General features: G+C 47.9%; 19 protein-coding genes and 1 pseudogene. 8 read left to right on the top strand and 12 right to left on the bottom strand.

Going from position 1 to position 15,560, the window contains the following annotated elements; genetic code table 11:
• From OEY64_05565 to OEY64_05585, 5 genes are all read left to right on the top strand, one after another.
• The coding region (locus OEY64_05565) for an ATP-binding cassette domain-containing protein (GenBank protein MDH5542413.1) at positions 1-409 on the top strand (409 nt) is incomplete at its 5' end.
• A complete protein-coding gene (locus OEY64_05570; GenBank protein MDH5542414.1) occupies positions 406-1,089 on the top strand; it encodes a heme exporter protein CcmB in 684 nt (227 codons plus the stop codon). The genes OEY64_05565 and OEY64_05570, both read left to right, overlap by 4 nt.
• Complete coding sequence (locus OEY64_05575) at positions 1,086-1,202, top strand: CcmD family protein (protein MDH5542415.1); 117 nt, start codon at positions 1,086-1,088, stop codon at positions 1,200-1,202. Before OEY64_05570 ends, OEY64_05575 begins: the two co-directional genes overlap by 4 nt.
• Positions 1,199-1,894 (top strand): cytochrome c biogenesis protein CcsA, encoded by a 696-nt coding sequence (ccsA, locus tag OEY64_05580; protein ID MDH5542416.1) that lies wholly within the window; start codon positions 1,199-1,201, stop codon positions 1,892-1,894. The genes OEY64_05575 and ccsA overlap by 4 nt, the downstream gene beginning before the upstream one ends.
• Before the next feature lie 85 nt (positions 1,895-1,979).
• Positions 1,980-2,621 (top strand): hypothetical protein, encoded by a 642-nt coding sequence (locus OEY64_05585; protein MDH5542417.1) that lies wholly within the window; start codon positions 1,980-1,982, stop codon positions 2,619-2,621.
• Positions 2,622-2,910: 289 nt separating this feature from the next.
• Here OEY64_05585 and OEY64_05590 read toward each other — a convergent pair whose 3' ends face one another.
• Positions 2,911-4,269, bottom strand: a complete 1,359-nt coding sequence (locus OEY64_05590) for an alginate export family protein (GenBank protein MDH5542418.1) — start codon at positions 4,267-4,269, stop codon at positions 2,911-2,913.
• Between the two features lie 285 nt (positions 4,270-4,554).
• Here OEY64_05590 and OEY64_05595 point away from each other — a divergent pair, with 285 nt between their 5' ends.
• The 3 genes from OEY64_05595 (at position 4,555) to hemL (ending at position 9,061) form a co-directional block, all read left to right on the top strand.
• Complete coding sequence (locus tag OEY64_05595) at positions 4,555-6,852, top strand: hypothetical protein (protein MDH5542419.1); 2,298 nt, start codon at positions 4,555-4,557, stop codon at positions 6,850-6,852.
• A 77-nt stretch (positions 6,853-6,929) separates the two neighbouring features.
• Complete coding sequence (gene mtnP, locus OEY64_05600) at positions 6,930-7,784, top strand: S-methyl-5'-thioadenosine phosphorylase (GenBank protein ID MDH5542420.1); 855 nt, start codon at positions 6,930-6,932, stop codon at positions 7,782-7,784.
• Positions 7,781-9,061 carry a glutamate-1-semialdehyde 2,1-aminomutase gene (hemL, locus tag OEY64_05605; protein ID MDH5542421.1) on the top strand — a complete coding sequence of 427 codons (1,281 nt, stop codon included), beginning with the start codon at positions 7,781-7,783 and terminating at the stop codon, positions 9,059-9,061. Before mtnP ends, hemL begins: the two co-directional genes overlap by 4 nt.
• Positions 9,062-9,340: 279 nt before the next feature.
• Here hemL and truB read toward each other — a convergent pair whose 3' ends face one another.
• From truB to thrC, 11 genes and pseudogenes are all read right to left on the bottom strand, one after another.
• The gene (gene truB / locus OEY64_05610) at positions 9,341-10,216 is read right to left on the bottom strand and encodes a tRNA pseudouridine(55) synthase TruB (protein ID MDH5542422.1); all 876 of its coding nucleotides are present in this window, start codon (positions 10,214-10,216) and stop codon (positions 9,341-9,343) included.
• Positions 10,217-10,621 carry a 30S ribosome-binding factor RbfA gene (gene rbfA / locus OEY64_05615; GenBank protein ID MDH5542423.1) on the bottom strand — a complete coding sequence of 135 codons (405 nt, stop codon included), beginning with the start codon at positions 10,619-10,621 and terminating at the stop codon, positions 10,217-10,219.
• Positions 10,608-10,937 (bottom strand): DUF503 domain-containing protein, encoded by a 330-nt coding sequence (locus OEY64_05620; protein ID MDH5542424.1) that lies wholly within the window; start codon positions 10,935-10,937, stop codon positions 10,608-10,610. The genes rbfA and OEY64_05620 overlap by 14 nt, the downstream gene beginning before the upstream one ends.
• 125 nt (positions 10,938-11,062) lie before the next feature.
• Positions 11,063-11,302 (bottom strand): sulfurtransferase TusA family protein, encoded by a 240-nt coding sequence (locus tag OEY64_05625; GenBank protein ID MDH5542425.1) that lies wholly within the window; start codon positions 11,300-11,302, stop codon positions 11,063-11,065.
• Between the two features lie 11 nt (positions 11,303-11,313).
• The gene (locus OEY64_05630) at positions 11,314-11,559 is read right to left on the bottom strand and encodes a hypothetical protein (GenBank protein ID MDH5542426.1); all 246 of its coding nucleotides are present in this window, start codon (positions 11,557-11,559) and stop codon (positions 11,314-11,316) included.
• Positions 11,556-12,503 (bottom strand): cysteine synthase family protein, encoded by a 948-nt coding sequence (locus OEY64_05635; GenBank protein MDH5542427.1) that lies wholly within the window; start codon positions 12,501-12,503, stop codon positions 11,556-11,558. Before OEY64_05635 ends, OEY64_05630 begins: the two co-directional genes overlap by 4 nt.
• 11 nt (positions 12,504-12,514) lie before the next feature.
• Positions 12,515-12,853, bottom strand: a complete 339-nt coding sequence (locus OEY64_05640; protein ID MDH5542428.1) for a DsrE family protein — start codon at positions 12,851-12,853, stop codon at positions 12,515-12,517.
• Between the two features lie 13 nt (positions 12,854-12,866).
• Positions 12,867-13,181, bottom strand: a complete 315-nt coding sequence (locus OEY64_05645) for a hypothetical protein (protein MDH5542429.1) — start codon at positions 13,179-13,181, stop codon at positions 12,867-12,869.
• Between the two features lie 12 nt (positions 13,182-13,193).
• Positions 13,194-13,991, bottom strand: a pseudogene (gene moeB, locus OEY64_05650) (molybdopterin-synthase adenylyltransferase MoeB).
• Positions 13,992-14,003: 12 nt separating this feature from the next.
• Positions 14,004-14,312: a MoaD/ThiS family protein gene (locus OEY64_05655; protein MDH5542430.1), complete on the bottom strand. Its 309-nt coding sequence runs from the start codon at positions 14,310-14,312 to the stop codon at positions 14,004-14,006.
• A gap of 23 nt (positions 14,313-14,335) precedes the next feature.
• The gene (gene thrC, locus OEY64_05660) at positions 14,336-15,559 is read right to left on the bottom strand and encodes a threonine synthase (protein ID MDH5542431.1); all 1,224 of its coding nucleotides are present in this window, start codon (positions 15,557-15,559) and stop codon (positions 14,336-14,338) included.
• Position 15,560 lies beyond the last annotated feature (1 nt).

Here is a 15,560-nt window from a genome sequence, read left to right on the forward strand (position 1 = left end):
TTACGCGCGCCTCTACAGCGTAAAGAATGCCGGGCAACGCGCGGAAGAACTTCTAAGACAGGTGGAGCTGTTTGATAGAAAGAACGACCTGGCGAGAACATTTTCAAGAGGCATGATACAGCGGCTTTCAATCGCGAGGGCGCTGGTAGCCGATCCCGATTTCATTTTCCTCGACGAGCCGTTCACAGGGCTTGACGTACATTCGGCAACGGTATTTCGCGACCTCCTGCAGATTCTCCACAAAAGGGAAAAAACGGTACTCATGATCTCGCACGATATAGGGATCTCCCTATCGGTTGCAACAAGGATTGCGATACTCAACGCGGGAAAAATAGTTTACAACGAGCAGGCGTCGGGAAAAGACGTCTCTTCAATGAAAAAAATATATCTGGAAAAGCTGGGCCTATGAAAGAGTTCTACCAGGTTACTAAAGCGATACTCATGAAGGATATCAAGACGGAACTCCGCTCGCGCGAATTTCTTGGCAACACCTTCATGTTCGCCCTCCTTGTGATAATAATTTTCAACTTCGCATTCAAGCTAACCCCCGTAAATACCCCGGAGCTCGCATCGGGGATACTCTGGATAGCGTTTCTCTTTTCAGGAACACTCGGTCTTGGGAGGTCGTTCCAGGTGGAAAAGGAGAATGAGTGCATCCAGGGGCTCGCCCTTACTCCGGTTGACAGGACTGCCATATACTGGGCAAAAACAGCAGGCAATATGATCTTCCTGGCAACGATACAGATAATCATCATTCCGGTTTTCATAGTCCTCTACAATCACAACGTAATGGAACATCCGCTTGAGATGATTACCGTGATTCTCCTTGGGGACTTCGGTTTCATGGCGCTCGGCACGATCATAGCCGCCATGTCTGTAAACCTGAAGGCGAGAGAACTCCTCCTCCCTGTGCTCCTCCTCCCTCTGCTAGTCCCCCTGATAATATTTGCCGCCTCGGCGACATCGGCGCTAATACATACAGGGAATCTGGATCTCTTTTATTCCAGGGCAAAATTGATGGCCGCCTTTGATATCCTGTTTTTTGTTGTATCTTCGCTGGTGTTTGAATATATTGTGGACGAATCATGAGTTACTTGGCAGGAGCATACGGAATTATCTGGCTGGCGATATTCGTCTACGCCTTCATAATAGACCGCAAGGTCTCCCGACTTGAGCGGGAAATCGAATCCCTTAAAAAATGATCCAGGAGATCCTTGATAAACCGGGATTCAGGAAGGGGATAGTCGCTCTTTCCGCATTCCTGATACTCTCGGCTCTCTACCAATCACTCATAGGCGCCCCCGACGCACAGGGAGAACCGGTAACATACCGGATACTCTACTTTCATGTCCCCACCGCAATTATGAGCTACCTTGGATTTTTCATTACCTTCGTAGGGAGCATCCTTTACCTGGTAAGAAAGGATATGAGGTTCGACAGGTGGGCGACCGCGGGCGCGGAGCTTGGTATCCTCTTCTGCACCCTCATGCTGTTGACAGGGATGATCTGGGGGAAGCAGAGATGGGGGGCGTGGTGGCTCTGGGAACCGAGGCTCACAACATCTATGGTTCTCCTCGTAATATATATCGGGTATATGGCGCTCAGGGGGATGGTGGAAAACGAGGCGACACGCGCGAGATACGCCGCTGTATACGGCATCATAGGATTCGTGGATGTGCCGATAGTTCACTACGCGATAAAGATGTGGGGGAGCATCATGCACCCTGTAGTGATAAAGGGACCGACTAATCCAGGCATGACCTTCGAAATGCTGATAGCCCTCAGGGTTTCGATGTTCGCCTTTATAGTGACTTTCATAATGCTCTACCTCCTTCGGTTGAGAGTAGAGACGCTTGACGCGCAGATAAGAAAGATCCGCTCTGACAATTCATAAGGGATTTCGCGTATTACTTTGTGATATCATCACAAACTATCCGGCATAAAGCCGACAAAGCTAATACTGGAAATGGAGAATTAAATTGACTGCAATACATATGCACTTGGCGTTGAATCATATGCCGCTGGCAGTACTCTTTATGGGGCTTGCGATGTTGACATACGGAATGAGCAAAAGGCATGGCATATACATCAGGCTCGGTTTCATCTTTTTCGTTGTAGCCGCGGGCTTTACGATCCTTGCATTCGGCACAGGCATAGCCTCCCATGACGTGGCGGAAAGTCTCCCGGGCGTTTCGCATGACCAGGTAAAGCCGCACAGGGATGCCGCAAAAATGGCAATGATGGTAATGATGACGCTCGCCGGTCTTATGGTGGTCGGCCATTATGTGCTCGGCTCAAAAAATGCCCCTCCTCCATGGTTCATGCATTTTTCCTTTATACTCGGTGCCATTACTCTTCTCCTCCTTATGAATGCAGGATTCATGGGTGGACAGATCCGTCACCCGGAACTAAGACCGAATTTCAATATAGGTGGACAGGGGATGTTCCTCGAGGGATTGCAAGGCTACCCTCCGGGATATACCGAAGAGGATATCGCCCTGGATAAACAGAAGAGAATGGAATTCCTCAAACAAGAGAAAGAGAAGGCGGAAAAAGAGGGTATGGGTGAAATGGATCACAGCCAGCACCAGCACGAGGACCACTCGCAACATCAGCACTGATCCCCCGGAAACTGTTTGGTACATCTTGATTAGTTGGTACATCAAGAGTTCAAAATAGGATGTTCTTCCCAACGGTTGGCATTAGCCCAGATGAAAGATACGCAACCGGCAGTATGAAACTCCAGTAAATAGCCCACTCGAAATCTTACGCTATCCGAAATATTTTAATCACAAATAACTATTATACAAACCGTAGGAAAAGTGGGAAGTGATCCAAATGAAAAGAAGGTATAAAAAAAGGGCGCGGTGTGTAAAACACCGCGCCCTAGAAAACGTTCTATAACTTCAATTAGAAGTTGTAGATGAACATTGCGTAGCCCCAGTCGGCTCCGTCAACAGCCTTGCTTCCTTTTCTCTCCTTAACAGCCGCGCCAGGTGTGAACATCGAGTAACCAACTACAAGCTTGGTCGACTCGGTGAGACCCTTTGCAACAGTTATGTCGATCTCGGAACCGGCATCGGTCTCCTTACACTCTGCGATAGGATCATCGTTGGCATCAAAGCACTTGGCGGGCATAAGAGCGCCTGTGCCTACAACGTTAAGCCAGTCGTCGGTTGCCTGTGCAAGTGAGAGCATGTGGTAGTCAAATTTAATTGTCATACCCATCTGCTTGGTCTCAAGCTTCACAGCGATATCGTTCATGTTGCCCCAGCTGAAGAAATCCATGTGACCGTAGTGGGCATGGTTCGTGTGGTTAGGGAATACGAACGTACCGTGAGTGTCGGCTGAATCCTTGGCGTCACCGCTACCGGTGTTGTATTCGATTCCTGCCCTGGTTCCTTCCATCGGGGCGAACCCTGCGGCGATCGACATGGCGGACGCATCCTGCGCAACAATCTTGGAACCATCTGCGCTAACGCCCCAGTCGCCACCCTGAAGGGCATACTCAATTGTGTAGTCGGCTGGACCCGCTTTACCGGCTACGCGTACACCCATGGTGCTAACGTTCCTGCCACCTGAATATTGTATACCGGTATCGGCGTCTGGTGCACCTGCATCAGTCATCTCGGTCTGCCACCTGAGGAAGTAGGCATCGAGATTAAGTCCGGCAACTTTCAACATTGCGTAAAGACCATCAAGATCAACATCAGAAGTGGAATTACCGCTTACATTGTTCTCATCCTGTTTTGCTTTGATGACGTCAACCTGACCGAGGTCGCCAAGATTAACCATCAGTTTGTAAGCGTCATGCGCGCGGGCGTTGTCCTGCCATCCGAGGTGGCCGAGGAGTCTCTGGCTACCGTAAACCAGCTCCTGCCTACCAGCTTTAAGAGAAACTGGGAGACCGGCAAGGTTGTTTACCTGGAAATAAGCCTGATGGATGTCTACAGCTTCACCCTCTCTGCCGTCCGATACGCTGTTGGGCTGTGATGTGCCGGTCTGCAGATCAAAGCCGTTGCTTTGACCCCAGTATCGTGAATCCTGCAACTGGACAAAACCCATTGCATCATCTCCGCCAGTCTTGAAGTTTACGCGTGTCCTCTGACCGGTGAACTCCTTATTGTCGGATGTTTTCGCGTTAAAATCGTAGTTGTTCTTCATTTCTGGGCGTACGCGAATCTCACCGCTGATTTCGACGTCGCCCGCCATCGCCGGTGTGTAGATCACACATACCGCTAGGCTGATCATGGTTATTAAACGTTTCATTTACCCTCCCGCAAAATGTTAAATAAATCTGCTTGAGCATCTCCCCTGAGACACCCCTTCTGTCCCTATACGTCGCTGATTATACAACCTTTACATGTGTAATGCAAAATAACAAATTTAAAAATTTTGTTTCGTTACATCCTACTTTTCCTTTGAATTAGCCAATAAAAAAGAGTATGTTATATGTTCACGAGGAGTGTGCTTCGGCTTCTCCCTTACTTGAAGGGGAGTCGGAATTGTTAGATGGTCGCTTAACGGAATCTTTAAAACCTTAGGAGGGGTTCCATGGGTCGAGAAACTAAAGAAAAAGTAGAAACTGATATCGGGGAAAAACTTACAAAAAGAGATCTGGCAAAATTTGAAGAACTTGTAAAGGAAGCGGGGGCGCAAAGAAAAAGCCTTACTCTCCTCATTGAATACATTCAAAACAACATCGAAAACGTGAACCAGAACGTGACCACGATGAAACAGCTTGAAAGCAAAATTCCTTATTTCAAGGAGTTTACCGATAAAATGTCGGGCAAATTCGAGGAATTACGGAACGTGGAGATTCGCCTTAAAGAGGTGAATTCTGGGATAGAGACAACAAACGAGTCGCTCCACTCAAATAAAAAGATCGCCGACGAGGTCTCCCTCATGGTTGAACATATCAAGAGCAAGATCAAAGGGCTTGGCCAGCAGAGGCTCCTTGTTGAAAAGGCGAACGAAGAGGCAGGAAAACTCAATATCCTTCTCTGGGATATGGAAGCGAAGGTTAAAAAGCTTACCGAAGACAACAAGCAGATAAAGAAAACCGAAGGGAGCATCGCGAAACTCGACGAAATGCTCGACTCGGTTTCTGCAAAGATGGACGCGGTAAACAACTTCAAATCGATGATGAGCGAATTCGAGGCAAAGAACAGGGAGTTCGCGAAAGCCGCTAAGGAGATGGACAACAAGATCCAGCTCCTCCTTGAACAGAAGGAAGAGATGTCCGGTTATACCACCGACATTGAGAAGACACGAGTCATGATGTCTAAACTTCATAACGATGCCGACGAGCTGTTGAGGCAGAACGCGGTTATCAACCAGATGAACAAGGACATCGAAGGGCTGACAAGGGATATGAACTCCATCAGGGTAGAGACAACCCACATCGCCCAGAAGGAAGAGATGGTCAAAAGGGTTGCCACCAAGGTAAGGCAGCTTGAGGAGATGAATTCCGACCTTGAAATAAACTTGGCCCGCGTACGCGAGGACAAGGATTCAATAGCCGCTACGGAAGAGAAGATAAACAAACTGAACATCTTCCTTATAGAGTCTATTGGCGGAAAGATGAAGATACTCAAGGAAGAGATGGGCGCTGTGGAAAACGCCCGAGAAAAAATGACCCGCTTCCAGCGCGATGCCGACGAATTAGACCTGAAAATTCAAAAGTTTAGGGAAGATTTCAAGGTAAGCGAAGAGGTGGAGAAAAAGCTCTCCAAGGTGGCCGAGCTTAATGAAACCGTGAACTCCCAGATAAACGACCTTTCATCCAGAAGGAACGTTATCGACCAGGTAGAAAAGAAGGTTAACGATCTCTCATCGATGGTGATAAACCTCGATGTGAAAATGGAGAGCCAGTTGCAGAGGAAAAACCTTGTTGACAAGCTCGAAAAGAAACTCGACGGCCTCGACTATCACCTTGAGGACGCTACCCTCAAGGTTGAAAAAGTCGGGAAGAAGATCGAGTTCCTCGAAAACCTCGACAAAAAGGTTGAAGACCTGCGCGAGCTAACAAGGGCGGTTGAAGAGAAAATACTCGACATTACACGCGAGAAGAACAGCATCGATACACAGGAGAGAAGGATCAACTCCCTTAATTCCAAGCTGACTGTAATCGAGGAATCGGTATCATCCAAGCTTGCTGAACTGCAGGAAGGGCAGTCCCTCCTGAACAACGTAGTCCAGACAAAGGATGAGATCCTGCCGGTGCTCGAAAAAGTAGATGCTCAGCTGAAGGACCTGAAAGGGAAGAGCGGACTCCTTTCGACAGCGGAAGAAAAGGTAAATAACGTAAACGAAAAGGTAAAGGATCTCGAAAAGAGACTGCAGACCGTACGCGAGGAAGAGGCTCTCCTGATTGAGACGGAGAAGAAAATAAACTTCCTCAGGAACCTGGTCGACAAAACGGACAAACAGATCGAACAGGTAAGCAAAGAGGAATCGCTTATACGCAAGTTCCAGGAGGATATCGCCGTTCTTTCAGGCTCCATAGACGAGCTGAAAACGCAGGAAAAGAAGATCTCCAAACACCAGGATACGTTCAACACGATTTCGGAAAAGATAAGGTCGCTCTCCTCAATGATGGGAGAGGCGGAATCGAAGATGGATATCCTCTCAACAAGGATGAAACTGATCAACAAGACAGAGCAGAGGCTCAACGACCTCAATATTCTTTCCGAGGACATCAAAACCAAGATCAAGGTATTGCAGTCCGAAGAGACGGTTATTGACAAGGCTTCTGAAAAGATCACTCAGCTCAGGTTCCTTCTTGGGGAGCTCGACAACAGGTACGGAACACGTGAATCCGCAGCGAGGCCAAAAGTAAGCGAGGCGTAATCAGGAAAGACTGATAGTTTTCAAGAAGGGCTCCTCCAAACGGGAGCCCTTTTTTTTCGGGGAGGAGTTTAGTTTCTATGAGTATAGGTGTAATTGGCGGGAGCGGTCTCTATGCCATGAAGGACCTTAAAATCCTTAAAAAAGAAAAAGTGACAACCCCTTTTGGCGATCCGTCTGACGAATACGTTATCGGAGAGATTGGCGGGAAAGAGGTAGTATTCCTTCCGAGGCATGGGACCGGGCACAGAATTCTTCCGTCTGAGCTGAATTTCAGGGCAAACATATACGGAATGAAAATACTCGGTGTTTCCAAGATACTGTCGGTATCGGCCGTTGGCTCTTTGAAAGAAGAGATAAAGCCGGGGCATATAGCTTTCCCGGATCAGTTCATTGACAGGACTTTCGCAAGAAACTCCACCTTTTTCGGCAACGGGATAGTTGCGCATGTTTCTTTTGCGGATCCAATATGCAAAGAGACATTGCAGGTTGTCGCAGAGGCGGCAAAAAGGGCGGGCGCGACCATCCACGTTGGCGGAACTTACATAAACATGGAAGGGCCACAGTTCTCCACAAGGGCGGAATCCCGCATGTACCGGAGCTGGGGGGCCTCGGTAATCGGGATGACAAACCTCAATGAAGCCAAGTTGGCCAGGGAGGCGGAGATCTGCTATGTGACTATTGCGTTATCCACAGATTACGACTGCTGGTACGAGGAAGAAGAAGATGTTTCGACAGAGGCGATACTGGAAGTTATCCACAGGAACGTGGCAATGTCGCAGAAGATAATAAAGGAGGCGGTAGGCTCGCTAGGCGAAAGTTGCGGGTTTGGCTGCCATAACATGATGGCAAATACGATAATGACGGATCCAACGAGGATACCGGATGAAACAAAAAAGAGATTAAATCCTATTATAGGGAAATACATAAAATGACAATTAGTTCTGAATTATTTCAAAGCGCAAAAAGGATCATTCCAGGTGGGGTGAATTCACCGGTTCGTGCGTTCAAATCGGTGGGACTTGACCCGATATTTATCAGCTCAGCCAAAGGGAGCAAGATGACCGATGTGGACGGCAATACCTACATTGACTATGTAGGGAGCTGGGGGCCGATGATAGTCGGCCATGCCAATGATGGCGTCCTGGAATCGATATTTGAGACAGCCAGAAAAGGGACTTCATTTGGAGCGCCGACCCTCTTGGAAACAAGGCTAGCTGAACTCGTGGTCAGCTCTGTACCTTCAATTGATATGGTAAGGATGGTGAACTCAGGTACCGAGGCTACCATGTCCGCAATTCGGCTTGCCAGGGGGTATACCGACAGGGACCTGATATTAAAATTTGAAGGGTGCTATCATGGGCATGGAGATTCGCTTCTCGTAAAAGCCGGCTCCGGGGTGGAGACACTCGGGTTACCAGATTCACCTGGCGTACCGGCGGATCTCGCAAAAAATACCATTACAGTCCCATTTAACAACCTTCCTGAAGTTGAAAAGGCTTTCAAGAAACATAAAGGGAAGATCGCCTGCGTAATTCTTGAGCCGATCGTAGGGAACATGGGAGTTCTTCCCCCTAAAAAAGATTTCCTTGAGGGGTTGCGAGATCTTTGCAGTGAGCATGGAACAGTCCTGATTTTCGATGAAGTTATGACAGGATTTCGCGTAGCACTCGGCGGCGCCCAGGAGCTTTACCGCGTAACTCCGGATCTTACCACTCTTGGCAAGATCATCGGAGGGGGGCTCCCGGTCGGGGCGTACGGGGGGAAAAGGGAGATAATGGAAAAGATAGCCCCCGCGGGACCGATATATCAGGCCGGCACCCTTTCCGGCAATCCGCTGGCGATGGCGGCAGGTATCGCTACATTGAACATTCTCAGAATCCCCGGAACCTACAGTATGCTGGAGACCAAGGCGGCAAGGCTGGCAAAAGGGCTCGAAAAAGCGGCGTCGGAAGCTGGGGTAAAGGTGAAACAAAACAGGGTTGGGAGCATGTTCTCAATGTTCTTTACAGAATCCGATGTGTTCGACTACGAATCTGCGAAAACTTCAGATACAGCCAAGTATGCAAAATATTTCGCAGGTATGCTCAAAGAGGGGGTATACCTCGCCCCTTCCCAGTTCGAAGCAGGTTTCATTTCGCTTGCACACACTGACGAAGATATTTCCGACACTGTTTCAGCAGCCGAGCGTGTACTAAAGACTCTTTCCTGATTATGGGAATTGACGGCATTTCCGGAAGGTAGTGCCGTCAATTTTTAGACATATTTCAGCAATCAAACAGCGCTGCTGTAAGTCCAAATAAAACAAATAGCTGACCGAACGGTCAAGCATGCGTATTATGTTTTGTTGTGAACTTGGTCGTTATTTTCCGGATTTTCAAAATTTGTGAGTCCCGACAATCCAAATCCTGTTAATATATATAAGAATATAATATATATAAAAGTAAAAGGCAGGAATTCTTTATTTGAGGTGGACTAACATGAAACTCAGCTACTTGGCTCTAACAATACGCAACGGGAAGAGTTGACGTGTTATCTTGTCGAGCCGCCCAATACCGAAAAATGAACCGTCCGGGCTATAAAGCCTTGCTAAATCAATCTGTTCACCATACCAGTTTATTGATGAGCCGTGGAAGAGGGTCTTTTCGTCATTTGAATTCAAATCGTAACGGGTTAGAAAGTCGAGAGGGTAATCGAGCGGAAGTAGCCATTTTGAGCGATCCCTTGGAAACTCTTCCAGAACAGAGAGTTTTACTGCAGTCTCAATCCTGAAATTGTGAGAGCTTACCCTTGTTAGCGAGCCCATATGGGCCGGGATACCGAGTTCCCTGCCAATATCTTCACAGAATGTGCGAATGTAGGTGCCGGTGGAGACGGAAGCGGAAAAAACCGCTCGATCCCTGGAAAATTCCAGGAGTTCAACTTTATGTATGGTGACAACCTTAGCCTCCCTTTCGACCACAATGCCGGCACGGGCCGACTCATATAGTCTTTTCCCTTCAACCAGCTTTGCTGAGTACATTGGGGGAACTTGCTGTATCTCACCTAGGAATCCTTGCATTGCGCTTACTAATTTTTCCCTAGTAAGTCCTTCGATCGGCCCCTGAACTGTAACTTTTCCTGTGGCATCTTGAGTATCAGTCTCTGAACCAAATATGATCTCAGCCTTGTAGGTTTTCGGCGTTCTATCAAAGAATGGAAATAGCTTGGTTCCAAACCCAATTCCAATAGGGAGTACCCCTTCCGCACAGGGATCCAGGGTTCCAAGGAAGCCCGCTTTCTTAGCGTTCAGGGTCCGTTTTATTCTACCGAGGCACTTGTTGGAGGTTTCCCCAGACTCTTTATAGAAATTGATATAACCGTCCATCTACTCTGGGCTTTCGTCGCTATCGTTACTATTAAGGTCATTTTCACCAGAAATACCCTCTTTTTCCTCAATTTTGTGGAATATTCGATTTATATGATCTGCCTCTTCAGGCAGGGTATCGAGAATGAAATGAATGTCTGGAAGCTTTTTGATCCTCATCCGTTTCCCTAGTTGGCTTCGGATAAATTTAGATGCGCTAACAATACCCTTAAAAGAGTTTTTCCTCTCCAGATCATTCCCAAAGGGGGAGATATATACTTTTGCGTGTTGGAGGTTTTCCGCAAGATCAACTGCAGTTACGGTAATAAAGCCGATACGTGGGTCCTTAACCTCTTCGCGGATAATCGACGCAATTTCCCTCTGCATCACCCCACGAACCCTTTCACTACGTTTAAAAGAGTACATTTTCACCTTTTCCTTTAATATCAATCGAGATTTCAGCGTGAGAGACCTCGGCCTCTGTTAGTCCGCCAATAAATTCAATAAGATGGGTCAACTGACCTTCAATATATGTTCTGTCGTTCCCGACCGTGGCCGCAGCGATATGTGCAACCTGGTGGACATCAAGTTCGCCGACCTCAGAGATGGCAATATTGAAGCGGTGTTTTACCCTGTCCTTTATACGGTTTAAAACGGACCTTTTCCCCTTGAGGGAGCTGTTCCCGCGCAGAACCAGGGTGATGGAACATGCGCCGATATAAAAACCGCCATTCTTCAGCAAGGGATACTACCTCGCGACATAGAGAAAAATATATAAAATACCGTGGTAATAGTGTTCAACCTAATTGGCTCCTTTGTCAGAATACGATAGCAGTAAGGATTTATTGCGAAAAAATATATATAATTCTATTTTTTCTGGAAAACCATTCGCCAATCGGTATCGTTTATCTTTGTAACTTCTATCACCTTGTTCCCCTCATTCTCCATTGAGCGGGGTACATTCTCTGTTGCAGGGTGATGATCGGTTATTATTTCGAGGATTTGGCCACTTTCCATCTTTTCAAGTGCCAGTTTCGACCTGACAAAGGTAAAAGGGCAGTGCTCCCCCTTAATATCAACCGTTTTATCTATCTTATATTCGCTCATAATATATTAAATTATATAGTGACCACTTGGTCAGCTTCAATAATGGCATCCAGAAGACCATCGTAGTTAATGAATTTTTCCGATTTAATGTTCCCGGCATATGCATCATTTTCGAGAAAAAAGCATCCTTTTCTATCAAAATTAGAAGGAAACACAGCATTTTGGGCCAATACGGTTTTCTGTCCTTCTCTATCGACCTTGATTGAGCCCAATAATGATGACTCAGGGTTCCTGATAATCAGCAATCTCTTTTTCATATTTTAAAATCACCATGGGCAACCGCACAATCCATACAGCTGTCTGGAAAGATGGTCACAATTATACCTTTATCTATAGATTCGGCCAGTTTCATTGCCGCCGCAAGAGCTGCGCCGGATGAAGTGCCAACAAGCATCCCTTCCTCCTTTTCGATCCTGGTAACCATATCATACGCCTCTTCCGTTTTTATTGAAACCTTCTCATCGTAGACAGAGGTGTCATAGATACCCGGGATGATTGAGGAGTCCATATGTTTTAGCCCCTCTATGCCGTGTAGTGATTCAGCTGGTTCAACGGCATAGCATTTGACAGATGAGTTCTTGCTTTTCAGGCCACGCGAAGTTCCCATGAGGGTGCCTGAAGTTCCGATACCTGCCAGAAAATGGGTGACCTTTCCTTTGGTTTGATCCCATATCTCATTTGCGGTGGTGTCCCTATGGGCCATCCAGTTAAACGGATTATTGTACTGATCCGGCATGAAGTACTTGTCCGGGTCTTTCAGGTAAATTTCCCGCGCCAAATTTATGGCGCCGTCGGACTGTTCCATAGGGTCCGAAAGTATCAAGGTGGCATCATACGATGAGGCCATTAAACCTTTGCGCTCTTTGCATACGTTTCCCGGTACCACAAGGTTCACCTCGAATCCGAGTATCTTTCCGATAAGGGAGTAGGCGACGCCGGTATTTCCGGAGGTCGAATCGAGTAGGACCTTCCCCTTTTTCAGCTTCCCGGATTTGATACCCTCCTGGATCATGCGAAGTGCCGGTCGAGCCTTAACCGAGCTTCCGGCATTATACCATTCAGCCTTTGCATAAATTTCTATATCCTTCCCTAGATCTTTCGTAATATTTTCGATTTTTACCAAGGGAGTGTTCCCGATCCGCTGAAGGATGGATTCATCAAACTTTGTGATTTTAGGTATAGGTGTCATTGTGTGAGCCATAATACTGTTTCCTAATTAATAATTATGTCCGCATTGTTGATAACTTTTTCGAGTTCGCCACTCAAAAAACTCTCAGGGGTAATATTTTCCAGCTGAAAGGTATCCCCACCATCTTCAACCAAAAACTTCGCCCCCATTTCGCTGAGCATATTTATATTTTTTGTTATGTCTCTAATGCCGACAGCGGCCTCATCGAGATTGCGCAAGGCATTTTTCCCTTTCTCCATAAACACCAGGTTAAGGGAGATATTGCTGTTTATGGTCAATCCTAGGCTCATTCTCAGTTTTTCCGCGAGATGGTTGGTCCCGAAGGGATACTCGTTTAAAACCACAAACACTTCTTTTTTCATATAATATATAAACCTATGTAAGAGCGATATACCTGTCTACATCATAAATCATCTTGGAGTGGTCGTATTGGCTACCATAATGAAACTTATCTGACCGCTGAACCTTGAGCTCATCACTGTTATGAGCGCAGACCGTTATTTTTGCGCCGTCATCGGCAAGCTTCAGGAACTTCTCGTTTGCGGAGTTCAGCACAGCCTCATACATCATGAAGATCTCTACATGAATGCCGCGCTTGAGGGCGGCAGATGAGATACCTTCCACGAGTGTACAATCCTGGCTGTTCGGTCCGCCGAAGAGAAGGAACCCTATACTTTTTACTTCACCCATCGCCTAGCTCCCGGGCATCCCGCAGAATTCGACATAATCTATCAACTCTTTAATTGTAGGCTTCTCTCCACAGATCGGACACTTTGGATCCTTCCTGAGATTCAGTTTCCTGAAATCGGTTTTCAAGGCATCGTATAGAAGGAGCTTCCCTATAAGAGGCTCACCTTCGCCGATTATCAGTTTGATCACTTCGGTCGCCTGCAATGTCCCTACTACTCCCGGCAATACCCCAAGGACCCCCGCTTCCTGGCAACTTGGGACCATACCCGGTGGAGGGGGTTCGGGATAGAGACATCGGTAGCATGGACCGTCGGGAGTTTTGAACACTGTTACCTGACCTTCGAATCTGAAGATGGAGCCATGCACGTTTGTTTTTCCGAGAAGGACGCAGACATCATTAACAAGATACCTGGTCGGGAAGTTGTCGGTACCGTCGACGATTATGTCATAACCTCCGAGGAGTTCCATCGCGTTGCTTGATTCCAGTCTGGTGTTGTGAAGTACAACTTCAACATCAGGATTCATGGAGGTCAGCTTGTCACGCGCGGACTCTATCTTTGGCCTGTCGATATCTTTTGTTGTATGGAGGATCTGCCTTTGAAGGTTGGAGCGGTCGACTACGTCGAAATCTAGAAGACCTATCTTCCCGACGCCGGCCGCCGCAAGATACAGGGCGATGGGGGAGCCTAGCCCGCCCGCGCCTATGAGGAGCACCCTGGCCTTCAGGATTTTCTCCTGGCCCACTCCCCCCACCTCCGGGAGGATGATGTGCCTGGCATACCTGTATATCTGGTCTTCGGTAAAATCCAATTTCGTATTCCTCTAAAAACCTGAAAGGTATCCTTCATGGTCCGCCAAGCCGCCTGCAATCGCAGGGATGATGGAAACAACATCCCCATCCTTAAGCGCGGTCTTGTCGGAATCGAGAAAACGGATATCCTCTTCGTTCACATATATATTTATAAATTTCCGAAGCTCACCCTCTTCAGAGTAGAGACGTTCCTTAATGCCTGGAAAATTCTTTTCGAGGTTTTCTATCGCCTCCTTGATGTTTGCCCCTTCAGCTTCCACTTCAGGTTTTCCACCGGTCACCTTTTGAAGCGGCGTTGGGACCCTAACCTTTATCGACATCTTTCCTCCATTCAATATTAATCCTAGGTTCTAACTTTTTCATATTCATCCAGCCTCGGGTGGATCTCCGGTACCGCCTGAAACTGGTTGTCGAGTGCTTCGAGAGTTTTTAGCCCGTTCCCCGTCACGCAGAGCACGGTCACCTTCTCCGGGTCGAGCCTCCCCTGATCGAGAAGTTTCTTCGCGGTAGCAACAACTACACCACCCGCGGTCTCGGTGAATATCCCTTCGTGGTTGGCAAGGAGCTTCATGCCTTCGACCAGTTCCTGGTCGGAAACGTCTTCTCCCCATCCGCCCGACTCCTTGATAACCTTTATGCCGTAAAATCCGTCGGCGGGATTTCCTATAGCTATGGAGCGGGCGATGGTGTTCGGCTTCTGAGGCTTGAAGTTCGTCCATCCCTCCTTTACCGCCGTAGTGACAGGGGAGCATCCGGTCGCCTGCGCGCCGAAGATCTTTGTCTTGGCGGAGTCTATGAAGCCTAGCCTCTCGAATTCCTTTAGCGCCTTGTCGATCTTCGTGATCAGCGATGAACCGGCTATCGGGACGACGACCTGGTCGGGCGCCTTCCAGCCGAGCTGTTCGGCGATCTCGTATCCGTATGTTTTCGACCCCTCGCCGTAATAAGCGCGGATGTTTATATTCACGAAAGCTATAGGGTACTTGTCCCCTATCTCGGAACAGAGCCTGTTCACGTCGTCATAGGAACCTTTTATCTTGATAAGCTTCGGATTGAAAATCTGGGTGGCAACCACTTTACCTGCTTCGAGATCCGCAGGAATAAAGATATGCGCTTCCATCTTCGACTGTGCCGCCAGGGCCGCGACGGAGTTCGCCAGGTTCCCGGTGCTCGCGCAACCGACAGTGCGGAAGCCGAGTTCCGCCGCTTTCGAGACAGCGCAAGCAACAACCCTGTCCTTGAAGGAGAAGGTCGGGTGGTTTACCGAATCGTTTTTTACGTAAAGATGCTTCATTCCCCACTCTTCGCCGAGGTTCTTCGCGTGATGAAGAGGGGTGAACCCGACGTTCGGTCCGGATGTCGGCTCCTCGTCCAGAGGGAGGAGTTCCTTGTACCTCCACATGTTCTTGCCTCGAGACTCGATCACCTTTTTGGTGAGGACTTTGGCTATTGCGTCGTAATCGTAAGCGACTTCCAGCGGGCCGAAACAGAACTCGCAAACGTGGATCGCTTTCTTCTCGTACTCCTTGCCGCACTCACGGCACCTTAATGCAGTAACGTATCCCATA

The sequence above is a fragment of the Nitrospinota bacterium genome, assembly GCA_029881495.1.
In the GTDB taxonomy this organism is placed as follows: Bacteria; Nitrospinota_A; UBA7883; order JACRGQ01; family JACRGQ01; genus JAOUMJ01.

What these genes read in the sequence shown, in the direction of transcription:
- OEY64_05570 (MDH5542414.1), top strand. Translation starts at nt 406, where the DNA reads ATGAAAGAGTTCTACCAGGTTACTAAAGCGATACTCATGAAGGATATC.
- OEY64_05575 (MDH5542415.1), top strand. Translation starts at nt 1,086, where the DNA reads ATGAGTTACTTGGCAGGAGCATACGGAATTATCTGGCTGGCGATATTC.
- ccsA (MDH5542416.1), top strand. Translation starts at nt 1,199, where the DNA reads ATGATCCAGGAGATCCTTGATAAACCGGGATTCAGGAAGGGGATAGTC.
- OEY64_05590 (MDH5542418.1), bottom strand. Translation starts at nt 4,269, where the DNA reads ATGAAACGTTTAATAACCATGATCAGCCTAGCGGTATGTGTGATCTAC.
- OEY64_05595 (MDH5542419.1), top strand. Translation starts at nt 4,555, where the DNA reads ATGGGTCGAGAAACTAAAGAAAAAGTAGAAACTGATATCGGGGAAAAA.
- mtnP (MDH5542420.1), top strand. Translation starts at nt 6,930, where the DNA reads ATGAGTATAGGTGTAATTGGCGGGAGCGGTCTCTATGCCATGAAGGAC.
- hemL (MDH5542421.1), top strand. Translation starts at nt 7,781, where the DNA reads ATGACAATTAGTTCTGAATTATTTCAAAGCGCAAAAAGGATCATTCCA.
- truB (MDH5542422.1), bottom strand. Translation starts at nt 10,216, where the DNA reads ATGGACGGTTATATCAATTTCTATAAAGAGTCTGGGGAAACCTCCAAC.
- rbfA (MDH5542423.1), bottom strand. Translation starts at nt 10,621, where the DNA reads ATGTACTCTTTTAAACGTAGTGAAAGGGTTCGTGGGGTGATGCAGAGG.
- OEY64_05625 (MDH5542425.1), bottom strand. Translation starts at nt 11,302, where the DNA reads ATGAGCGAATATAAGATAGATAAAACGGTTGATATTAAGGGGGAGCAC.
- OEY64_05630 (MDH5542426.1), bottom strand. Translation starts at nt 11,559, where the DNA reads ATGAAAAAGAGATTGCTGATTATCAGGAACCCTGAGTCATCATTATTG.
- OEY64_05635 (MDH5542427.1), bottom strand. Translation starts at nt 12,503, where the DNA reads ATGGCTCACACAATGACACCTATACCTAAAATCACAAAGTTTGATGAA.
- OEY64_05640 (MDH5542428.1), bottom strand. Translation starts at nt 12,853, where the DNA reads ATGAAAAAAGAAGTGTTTGTGGTTTTAAACGAGTATCCCTTCGGGACC.
- OEY64_05645 (MDH5542429.1), bottom strand. Translation starts at nt 13,181, where the DNA reads ATGGGTGAAGTAAAAAGTATAGGGTTCCTTCTCTTCGGCGGACCGAAC.
- OEY64_05655 (MDH5542430.1), bottom strand. Translation starts at nt 14,312, where the DNA reads ATGTCGATAAAGGTTAGGGTCCCAACGCCGCTTCAAAAGGTGACCGGT.
- thrC (MDH5542431.1), bottom strand. Translation starts at nt 15,559, where the DNA reads ATGGGATACGTTACTGCATTAAGGTGCCGTGAGTGCGGCAAGGAGTAC.